This window comes from Streptomyces griseoflavus (assembly GCF_014649995.1).
Taxonomy (GTDB): domain Bacteria; phylum Actinomycetota; class Actinomycetes; order Streptomycetales; family Streptomycetaceae; genus Streptomyces; species Streptomyces griseoflavus.
In genome coordinates this window covers 70,610-80,345 of record NZ_BMUC01000025.1, presented here as the reverse complement: position 1 = coordinate 80,345, position 9,736 = coordinate 70,610, and the positions used below count along the sequence as shown (strand labels likewise).

Below are 9,736 nucleotides of genomic sequence, written 5' to 3'. Positions count from 1 at the left end.
GCCTCCTCCCCCGGACCCTCCACGTCGACACCCCCTCCACCCACGTCGACTGGGACTCCGGAGCCGTCTCGCTGCTGTCGGAGACCACCGAGTGGCCGGAGACCGGCCGTACCCGGCGAGCGGCCGTGTCGTCGTTCGGGATCAGCGGGACCAACGCCCATGTCGTCCTGGAGCATGCCGCGCCGGACGAGGCCGGGACCGAGGAGGGCGAGCCGGGCGGGGTCGTCGCTCCGCCGTGGGTGCTGTCCGGCAGGAGTCCGGAGGCCCTGCGCGCCCAGGCCGCCCGGCTGCGGGACTTTGTACAGGAGCGGCCGGAGCTGACTGCCGCGCAGGTCGGGCTGTCGCTGGCCACGACCCGGTCCGCGTTCGCGTACCGGGGTGCGGTGCTCGGCGACGACCCGGCGGAGCGGCTCGCGGCGCTGGAGGCGCTGGCCCGTGGCGAGGGCTCGCCGTCCGTGGTGACGGGTGCCGCCGCGGGCGGTCACAAGGTCGCCTTCCTGTTCTCGGGGCAGGGCACCCAGCGGCCCGGGATGTGCCGGGAGCTGTACGCCTCGTCCGAGGTGTTCGCGGCGGCGTTCGACGAGGTCTGCGGGCAGTTCGGACCGCTGCTGGAACGGCCCCTAGCCGAGGTGGTGTTCGCGGAGTCCGGATCCCCGGAGGCGGAGCTGCTGGACCGCACCGAGTACGCCCAGCCCGCGCTGTTCGCCGTCGAGGTGGCGCTGTTCCGGCTGCTTGAGGCGTGGGGGCTGCGACCCGAGCTGCTGGCGGGGCACTCGATCGGTGAGCTGGCAGCGGCCCATGTCGCCGGGGTCTTCGGCCTGCCCGATGCGGCGCGGCTCGTGGCGGCCCGTGGCCGGCTGATGCAGTCGCTGCCCGCGGACGGGGCCATGGCCTCGCTGCAGGCGGCCGAGGACGAGGTGCTGCCGCTGCTGTCCGGGCGGACGCACGAGGTGGGGGTGGCCGCGGTCAACGGGCCGTCGGCCGTGGTCGTGTCGGGCCGTGAGGGCGCGGTCGAGGAGATCGTCGCACACTTCAAGGGTCTGGGCCGCAGGACCCGGCGGCTGCGGGTCAGTCACGCCTTCCACTCGCCGCTGCTGGATCCGGTGCTCGACGAGTTCGCGGCGGTCGCGCGCGAGGTGTCGTACCGGGCGCCGCGCGTCCCGGTCGTCTCCGACGTCACCGGCGAGACGGCGTCGGACGGGCTGCTCCAGGACCCCGGCTACTGGGTGCGGCACGCACGGGAGGCGGTGCGTTTCGCCGATCAGCTGACGCATCTGGAGAAGGAGGGCGTCACCGCGTACGTCGAGGTCGGTCCGGACGCGGTGCTGGCCGCGATGGCCCGGGAGTGCCTCGGCGGTCAGGCGCTGGTGGTACCCGTCCAGCGGCGCGACCGCGCCGACGCCCGGGCGCTGGCCACGGCCGTCGCCGGACTGCACGTCCACGGTGTGTCCCCGGACTGGGCGGCGGTGTTCGCCCCGACCGGCGCCCGTACGGTCGAGCTGCCGACGTACGCCTTCCAGCGCACGGCGTACTGGCTGCCGTCGGGGCCGCAGCAGGCGCCGGCCGGCGGCAGCGACCTGGAGCGGCGGTTCTGGCGCGCTGTCGGCAGCCGGGACGTCGCTGCTCTGGCCGCGCTGCTCGACGTCGACTCCGCCCGTGAGGCCGACTCCCTGAACGCGGTGCTGTCGCTGCTGTCGACGTGGGACCACAGCCGCGCCCCCGCCGCCACGGACGCGCCGGAGGACGCCCAGCCGTCCGAGGACGACGGGGACCTGGCGCGGGCCCTGGCCGAGGCGTCCGAGGACGAGCGGCCGGCGCTGCTGCTGGAGGCGTTGCGGTCGGCCGCGTCCGCGGTGCTCGGGCACGCCGACCCGCACGCGCTGCCGGCCGAACAGGACTTCTTGGACGCCGGGTTCGCCTCGCTGACAGCCGTCGAGCTGAGCGCCCGGCTCACCAAGGTCACAGGCCTCGACCTGCCGCCCACGCTGATCTACGACCACCCCACGCCGGCAGAGCTCGCCGCGCACCTGCACGAGGAAATGAAGAGGACCGCGTCATGACCCCCACACGTACCGCACCCATCGAGAGCCCCTGGATCCGCCGCTACCAGCCGGCGCCCGCCGACGGTGTCACCCTGGTGTGCTTCCCGCACGCCGGCGGCTCGGCCACGTCCTTCCACGCACTGTCCCGGGCGCTGTCCGGGCGGCTGGACGTGGTGGCCGTGCAGTATCCCGGCCGTCAGGATCGGCATCGGGAGCCCGCCTTCGAGGACCTGCACGAGCTGGCCGACGCCGCGTTCGACGCGGTCGTCGAGGCCGTCGGCACCGACCGCCCGCTCGCCCTGTTCGGGCACAGCATGGGCGCGTCCGTCGCCTTCGAGGTGGCCGCGCGGCTGGAGCAGCGGGCGGGCGTGACGCCCGTGTCCCTCTTCGTGTCGGGGCGCCGGGCCCCCTCCCGGCACCGCAGCGAGGACCTGCACCGCAAGGGCGACGACGCGCTGCTGCGGGAGATCCGCGCCCTGGACGGCACCGCGCAGGCGGCGCTGGACGACGAGGACATCGTCCGGATGTTCCTGCCGTCCCTGCGGGCCGACTACAAGGCGATCGAGCGCTACCGCAGTGCGCCGGGCGCGGCCGTCGGCTGCCCCGTCGTCGCGCTGACCGGCGACAACGACCCGAAGACCACCGTGGAGGAGGCCCGGGCCTGGCGGGAGCACACCACCGGCCCGTTCGACCTGCGGGTCTTCGGCGGCGGTCACTTCTACGTCTCGGAGCAGACCGACGCGGTCGCCGAGGTGCTGGCCACGCGGCTGGGGGTCGCAGGGGTCGGCTAGGGGTTATCCGAGCCAGGAGGCGAAGTTAGCGTGACCGCGCATTCTCCGTATTCCACGGACGCGAATTCACCGTCCCCGAACACGAATCCACTGTCCTCGGACGTGCATTCACCGTTCTCCACGAACGCGAGTTCACCGTTTTCCACCGAACCGAACGCAGTGTTTTCCACAGATTATGGGGGATCCCGAACCATGACCGATCCGCAGACGTGGAGGGTTCTCGGCAACGCGGACGCTCACGAGCTCGTGCTCGCCGTGGACTTCGACGCCACCGGCCGGGCCGAGGGCCGCTTCACCGATCTGGCCTCGGGTCTGGGTGACCTGCTGCCCTGCTCAATCTGGGAGACGATTCCCCAGGAGGCCGGGACCGGTGCCGGCGATGCCGACCCCGTCGAGCGGTGGCTGGAGGAGGTGGCGGCCGACGGCCGCCCGGTCCGCGCGGTGTTCGGCTTCTGTGTCGGCGGCGTCTACGCGGGCGCGATCGCGCAGCGCCTCGCCGCCCGGCAGGAACAGGCGCCCACGCTGGTGCTGTTCGACCCCGAGCAGTCCGGCCCGCTGACCCTGTACTCGCAGTTCCACAAGGTCCTCGACTCCATGTCCGCCCTGCTGAGTGCCGAGGAGACCGAGCAGGCGGCGGACGAGGCGCGGCGGGCGCACGAGCAGCACACGACGATGGCCGCGCTGGGCGCCGAACTCCTCGACGTGTACCGGCGTACCGCCAAGCCCGCCTTCGACCGGCTGGAGCTGGACGCCAAGCGGACGGAGGAGATCACCGCGGTCTTCGCGTCGTTCGTCGGCTATCTGATCGCGGCCGCGGACATCGACCCTCTGCCCGCGTGGCGGGAGGCCGTCGTCGTCACGTCCTCGTCGCCCACGAGCGGTCTGAACGGCTCCCGCGCGGCCGGCCAGGACATCGCCGTGGGCCGGGAACTGCGCGTCGACGTCCCGCACGTCGACCTGCTGCGCGACCCCGGTGTCACCCGCACGGTGACCGAGCTGCTCGGCGCGGACAGGCCCGCCTGAGAAGTCACGGACGCGCACGTCCCGTATGCGCGAATCCCGTACGTACGCCCCACCGCGAATTCCCGCGAACCCACGGAACGGTTGGAATGCCAGAAGCAACGGAAGTCCGGTCCCGCCCGGCCGACAGCAAGGAGCACGCCCTCTGGCTCCTGGACGAGCTGGTGCCCGTCAAGGGGGTCAACAACCTCTCCGTCGCCCTTCAGGCCGACGGGCCGCTGCTCGGCCCGGCGCTCCAGGGCACGGTCGATCTGCTGCTGCGCCGGCACGAGGCGTTGCGCACGGTGTTCCGGCAGGAGCAGGCGGGCCTCGTCAAGGAGGTGCTCGACTCCGCTGCCATGCAGATCGAGGCCGAGCAGCTGGCGGCGGAGCCGGGTGAGGTCGCCGCTGTCGTCGGGGAGTTCATCGCGCGTCCCTTCGACATCGACGGGCGGCCGCTGGTGCGGGCCGCGCGGGTGAGGTGCGCGGACGGCGACGCGTTCTGTCTCGCCGTCCACCACCTGGTCTTCGACACGGTCTCCGGCGCGGTCCTGCTGGAGGAGTTCACCGCCGGGTACACGGCGCTCGCGGCCGGTGCCGCGCCACCCGCGGAGCTGCTGGCCGCACAGCCGCCGTACCGGGAGCCCGCTCCCCGCGCGGCTGCCGTGGAGTACTGGCGCGGGCAGCTGGCCGGGGCCGACGCCGCGGGCCTCGCCCTGTGGTGCGGCAGCGAGGATCTTCCCGAGCCGACCCTCACCGGTGACCAGATCACGGCCGACCTGTCCCCGCGGGCGACCGAGGTACTGCGCCGGCTGCAGAAGGAGCTGCGCGCGCCGGAGGCGGTGGTGCTGCTGGCCGCGTACGGCCTGCTGCTGACCCGGCACGGTGCGGGTCCCGACCTGGTGGTGGGCACCCCGGTCAACGTCCGGGCGCGCGAGGCGTCCAGGGCCGTCGGCTACCACGTCAACACCCTGCCGCTGCGCATACCCGTCGACCTCGGCGGCGGCTTCCGCGACCTGGTGCGGACCGCCCGCGACGCGTTCCTCGGGGCGGTCGCCCACGCCGATGTGCCGGTCGACGTCCTGCTGCCGGAACTGCGCAGGGACGGCGGCGCCTCCTGGCGCAACACCGTCTTCCGCCATCTGTTCAACTACGTTCCGGACGACGGCCGTACGAGCTTCCCCCTCGGCGACACCACGGCCCGCAGGCTCCCGGTGGAGAACGGCTTCAGCAAGTTCGACCTGGAGTTCTTCTTCCTGTCCTCGGCGGACAAGGTGACCGTCCGGGCCGCGTACTACACGCAGGTGCTGGACCGGGCCGACGTACAGGGGCTGCTCGAACGCTTCGAGGCGCTGCTGCTCGCGGCCGCGGAGGGGCCGGACCGGCCCATGGGCGAACTGCCGCTGGCCGGGCCCTCCGATCTCGCCGTGCTGGCCGCGAACAACGACACCGCGCGCCCGGTGGATCCGCCCAGCGTGCTCGCGGCGGTGCGGGAGCGGGTGGCGCTGACGCCGTCCGCGCCGGCCGTCGTGGGCGACGGTCGCAGCACGACGTACGCGGAGCTGTGGCGGGCCGCCGAGCACACCTGGGACGTCCTGGCGGACGCCGGGGTGAGGGCCGGTGACATCGTCGCGCTCGCCGCGCCCCGGGGTCCCGAACTCGCGGCCGCGGCCCTCGGGGTGTGGCTGGCCGGAGCGGTGTATCTGCCCGTCGATCCGGAGCACCCCGTGCAGCGCCTGGCGTACGTCCTGGAGGACTCCGGCGCGCAGGCGGTGCTCACGGCGCCGGGCGTGGAGTTGCCCGAGGGGGTCCGGGCGCGGGTCGTTCCGCTGGAGCCGCTCGCGCGGGACGGCTCCGGCCCGCTGCCGGACCCCGGTGCGGGCGGCCCCGATCCGGACTGCTGCGCCTACCTGATCTACACGTCCGGCTCGACGGGGAAGCCGAAGGGCACCCTGGTCGGCCACCGCAGCCTCGCCAACGTGGTCCAGCACTTCGCCGAGGAGCTGAAGGTCACCGCGGACGACGCCGTGCTGTGGCTGACGACCTTCGCCTTCGACATCTCCGCCCTGGAGCTGTTCCTGCCGCTGGTGTGCGGCGGACGGCTGGTCGTGGCCTCCGACGAGGCCCGCACCGACGGCCGCGCCCTGCTCGCCGAGGTCGTCGCGCACGACGTCGGCATCGTGCAGGCCACCCCGACGACCTGGCGGGTCGTCGCCGACGCGGCGGACGGGCAGCTCGCCGGCCGGCGCCTGGTCTGCGGCGGGGAGCCGCTGCCGCCGGCGCTGGCCCGCACGCTGGCCGCCTCGGGCGGCTCACTGCTCAATGTGTACGGCCCCTCCGAGACGACCATCTGGTCCACCTCGGGGCCGGTGCCGAACGAGGTGGTCCGCGTGGACGTGGGCCGTCCGATCGCCAACACCCAGGTGTTCGTCGTCGACCCGGACGGCCGGGAGCTGCCGGTCGGTGTGCAGGGCGAGCTGTGCATCGCCGGGGCGGGCGTCGCGCTGGGCTACCACAACCGTCCCGAGCTGACGGCGGACCGCTTCCGCGACCATCCCGCGTACGAGCGCCACTACCGCACCGGCGACCTGGCCCGGCTGCGGCCCGACGGCAGCGTCGAGCTGCTGGGCCGGACCGACCGCCAGATCAAGCTGCGCGGCCACCGGATCGAACTGGGCGAGGTGGAGGCGGTGCTGCTCGACCGTCCGGACGTACGGGACGTCGCCGTCGTCGTGGTGGGGCGCGGCGGGCCGGACGCCGCCCTGGTCGCGTTCGTGGAACCGGCGCAAGGAGCGGAGGGAGGGGACGGCATGGCCGAGGTGGACACCGCCGGGCTGACGGCCCATGCCCGGTCCCTGCTGCCCTCCGCCGCCGTACCCCAGGAGATCGTCGTGCTGGAGTCGCTGCCGACCACCGCCAACGAGAAGCGGGACCATCTCGCGCTGACCCGCCTCGCCGAGCAGCGCCGCTCCGAGCGCAGTGCGGCCGCGGGGGTGGAAGAGGCCTCGCCCGAGGCGCAGTCGGGGACGGCCGGGCGGCTGCTCGCTCTGTGGCAGAGCACGCTCGGCCGGACCGACCTCGGCCCGCACGCCAACTTCTTCGACAGCGGCGGGCATTCGCTGCTCGGCGCGCAGCTCGTGCAGCGCATCGAGAAGACGCTGGGTGTGCCTGTGCGCCTGGCCGACCTGTTCGCCCATCCCACCCCGCTCGCCATGGCCGAGCATCTCGATCCGGACGCCGCCGCACCGTCGGCCCCGGGCAACTGAGGAAGACGGAGCCCGAGAAGGACATGGAGACCGTGAACCAGAAGCACGCCACCGCCCCGGCCGCCGCGACCGCGCCGCCGTCGTGGAAGGTCCTGTGGCAGGACACGTTCGAGGGCCCGGCCGGGTCCCCGCCCGACCCCGCCCTGTGGCAGGTCGTCACCGGGCAGCCGTTCGGCGCCGGCATCGAGTTCCACACGGACGACCCCGCGAACGTCGGCCTCGACGGCGCCGGACACCTGCGGATCACCGCCACGCACGAGGACGGGGAGTACCGGGCGGCGTGGCTGGAGACCCGGCGCGAGGACTTCGTGCCGCGGCCCGGCGGCGCGCTGCGCCTGGACGCCCGGGTGAAGACCGCAGCGGGTCCGGGCCTGGACTGCGCGCTGTGGGCCTGGGGCACGCAGTTGCGGCACCGGGGCGACGAGGACCCGGTGCAGGCGTGGTACCGGGCCGGGGAGATCGACGTCCTGGAGGCGCTCGGCTCCGAGCCGGACTCGGTGTGGGGTGCCGTCCACTCCCCCGAGTGCCACCAGATCCCGTCCCTGGGCATGGGCGCCCGTACGACCACGGAGGACGGCAGCCCGCTCAGCGCGGACTTCCACACCTACTCGGTGGTCTGGCGGCGCGGCCCCGACTCGATCACCTGGTACCTGGACGGCCGCGAGTACCTGAAGCTGACCCCGCAGGACACCACTCCGAAGGGCTGGCTGTTCGACCAGCCCGTGTACTTCTGTCTGGCGATCATCATCGGCAGCCCCGGCGGCCCGGTCCTGCCGGGCGACCCCGACCCGGCGACGCTGCCGTCGTCGCTGCTCGTCGACAGCATCACCGTCTCCGAGGAGCTCCCCGCGTGAGCGCGCCCACGGACGTGGACCTCGACAGGCTCGTCGCCGAGCTGGTCGAGCGGGTGCTGGACGACCCGACCGGCGCGCTGGGTCCCTCGGTGTACGAGACGGCCCGGCTGGTGTCGCTGGCCCCGTGGCTGGACGGGGACGCCGCCCGGATCCGGTATCTCCTCGACGAGCAGCGGTCCGACGGCAGTTGGGGCGGCCCAGGCGGGTACGCCCTCGTGCCGACGCTGAGCGCGACGGAGGCGCTGCTGACCGTACTGGGCCGGGAGGGCGGCGAGTTGCCGCTGCCGCCCGCGGCGCTCGTCGAGGCCGCGCGGCGGGGGCTCGCGGCGGCGGCCGCGCTGGTGGTGCGCAGCGCCGAGGAGCCGGTGCCGTCGACGGTCGTGTTCTTCATGGTCATCCCCGCCCTGGTGGAGGGGATCAACGCCCAGCTCGCCGTCCTCGTCGGTCAGCCCGTGCAGCCGCTGGCGCTGCCGCACGGGCTGACCGACGAGGCGCTGCGTGGGCTGCGCGGGGGTGCCTGGCGCAACCCGCTCGCCGGTCACTACCTGGAGATCGTGGGCCCGGCGGCCGTCGGCGCCGCCGAGATGGAGCCGGTCGACGGGGTCGTCGGCTGTTCCGCTGCCGCGACCGCCGCCTGGCTCGGCCCGCGGGAGCCGGCCGACCCCGCGCACCCCTCGGTGCGCTTCCTGCGGCAGGCCCAGGAGCGGGGATCCGGCGCGGTCGCCGCGATGACCTCGATCGTGTACTACGAGCGGGCGTGGATCGCCGGAAACCTGGCGACGGCGGGGGTGGAGCGCGAGGTGCTCGCTCCGCTGCTGAAGGAGCTGCCGGGTGACGTCGGCCGGTCCGGGGCGCCGACCGCACCGGGGTTCGCGTACGAGGCGGAGACCAGCGCGATCGTCCTGACGGCCCTGGCCCGCCTGGGGGCGCCGCAGGAGCCGGAGTACCTGTGGCAGTACGACGCGGGCAGCCACTTCACGTCCACCATCCCGGAGCACGAGCCGTCCACGACCACCAACGCGCACATCCTGGAGGCGCTGGGCTGCCACCTGGCCGACGGTCCTGCTGAGGGGGACCGGTACCGGGACGCCGTCGCCCGGATCTCGTCGTGGCTGCGCGACCGCCAGGGGCCGGACGGCAGCTGGTCCGACAAGTGGCACGCCTCGCCTTACTTCGCGACGATGCGCTGCGCCCTGGCCCTGCACCGGTACGCCGGCCCGGCGTCGGCCGAAGCCCTCGGCAGGTCCGTCGACTGGCTCCTGCACCGGCAGCACGAGGACGGCTCCTGGGGCCGCTGGGACGGCACACCGGAGGAGACCGCCTACGCGGTACGCACCCTGCTGGAACTCACCGCCGACGGCGACGCCCGCTCCGAGGAGGCGACCCAGGCCGTACACCGAGGCTGCGCCTTCCTCCTGAAACAGGGCCTGGACGCCGAACACCACCCCCCACTGTGGATCGGCAAGGAGCTGTACGCCCCCGGCCATCTGGTCCACGCGGCGGTGCTGGGCGCACTGATCGCGGCCAGGCGGTAACGGGCCACCGAAGCGCTGTCGGCGGCCGGCGGTCACCAGTCGCCGACTGCGCCGGCACCGCTGGTCCCACCCGGCGGTGCCCGGCCTCTCGAAGCGCGGGCCGCGCCTGGCGGCTACCGGCCGCTCGGAACGTGACCGCGACCCGGCGGCAGCAGACCCCCGGCATCTCCGGCCGCGGCCCGGTCGACACCGGCCGCGCGGAGCGCTGGTCGCGCCCAGCCGTACGCACCCGCTCCGAGCACTGCGCGT

General features: G+C 74.1%; 6 protein-coding genes. All 6 read left to right on the top strand.

Annotation, left to right across the window (positions count from 1 at the left end; translation table 11 throughout):
- The coding region (locus IE172_RS33010) for an acyltransferase domain-containing protein (RefSeq protein ID WP_190101040.1) at positions 1–2,060 on the top strand (2,060 nt) is incomplete at its 5' end.
- Complete coding sequence (locus IE172_RS33005; protein WP_190101039.1) at positions 2,057–2,833, top strand: thioesterase II family protein; 777 nt, start codon at positions 2,057–2,059, stop codon at positions 2,831–2,833. The genes IE172_RS33010 and IE172_RS33005, both read left to right, overlap by 4 nt.
- 192 nt (positions 2,834–3,025) lie before the next feature.
- Positions 3,026–3,856, top strand: a complete 831-nt coding sequence (locus IE172_RS33000) for a hypothetical protein (RefSeq protein WP_190101038.1) — start codon at positions 3,026–3,028, stop codon at positions 3,854–3,856.
- Between the two features lie 86 nt (positions 3,857–3,942).
- Positions 3,943–7,098 carry a non-ribosomal peptide synthetase gene (locus IE172_RS32995; RefSeq protein WP_190101037.1) on the top strand — a complete coding sequence of 1,052 codons (3,156 nt, stop codon included), beginning with the start codon at positions 3,943–3,945 and terminating at the stop codon, positions 7,096–7,098.
- A gap of 32 nt (positions 7,099–7,130) precedes the next feature.
- Positions 7,131–7,952, top strand: coding sequence for a glycoside hydrolase family 16 protein (locus IE172_RS32990; protein WP_190101036.1), 822 nt, complete (start codon positions 7,131–7,133; stop codon positions 7,950–7,952).
- On the top strand, positions 7,949–9,487 hold the full coding sequence (locus IE172_RS32985) for a prenyltransferase/squalene oxidase repeat-containing protein (protein ID WP_190101035.1): 1,539 nt from the start codon (positions 7,949–7,951) through the stop codon (positions 9,485–9,487). The genes IE172_RS32990 and IE172_RS32985 overlap by 4 nt, the downstream gene beginning before the upstream one ends.
- Positions 9,488–9,736: the final 249 nt, after the last annotated feature.

What these genes read in the sequence shown, in the direction of transcription:
- IE172_RS33005 (WP_190101039.1), top strand. Translation starts at nt 2,057, where the DNA reads ATGACCCCCACACGTACCGCACCCATCGAGAGCCCCTGGATCCGCCGC.
- IE172_RS32995 (WP_190101037.1), top strand. Translation starts at nt 3,943, where the DNA reads ATGCCAGAAGCAACGGAAGTCCGGTCCCGCCCGGCCGACAGCAAGGAG.
- IE172_RS33000 (WP_190101038.1), top strand. Translation starts at nt 3,026, where the DNA reads ATGACCGATCCGCAGACGTGGAGGGTTCTCGGCAACGCGGACGCTCAC.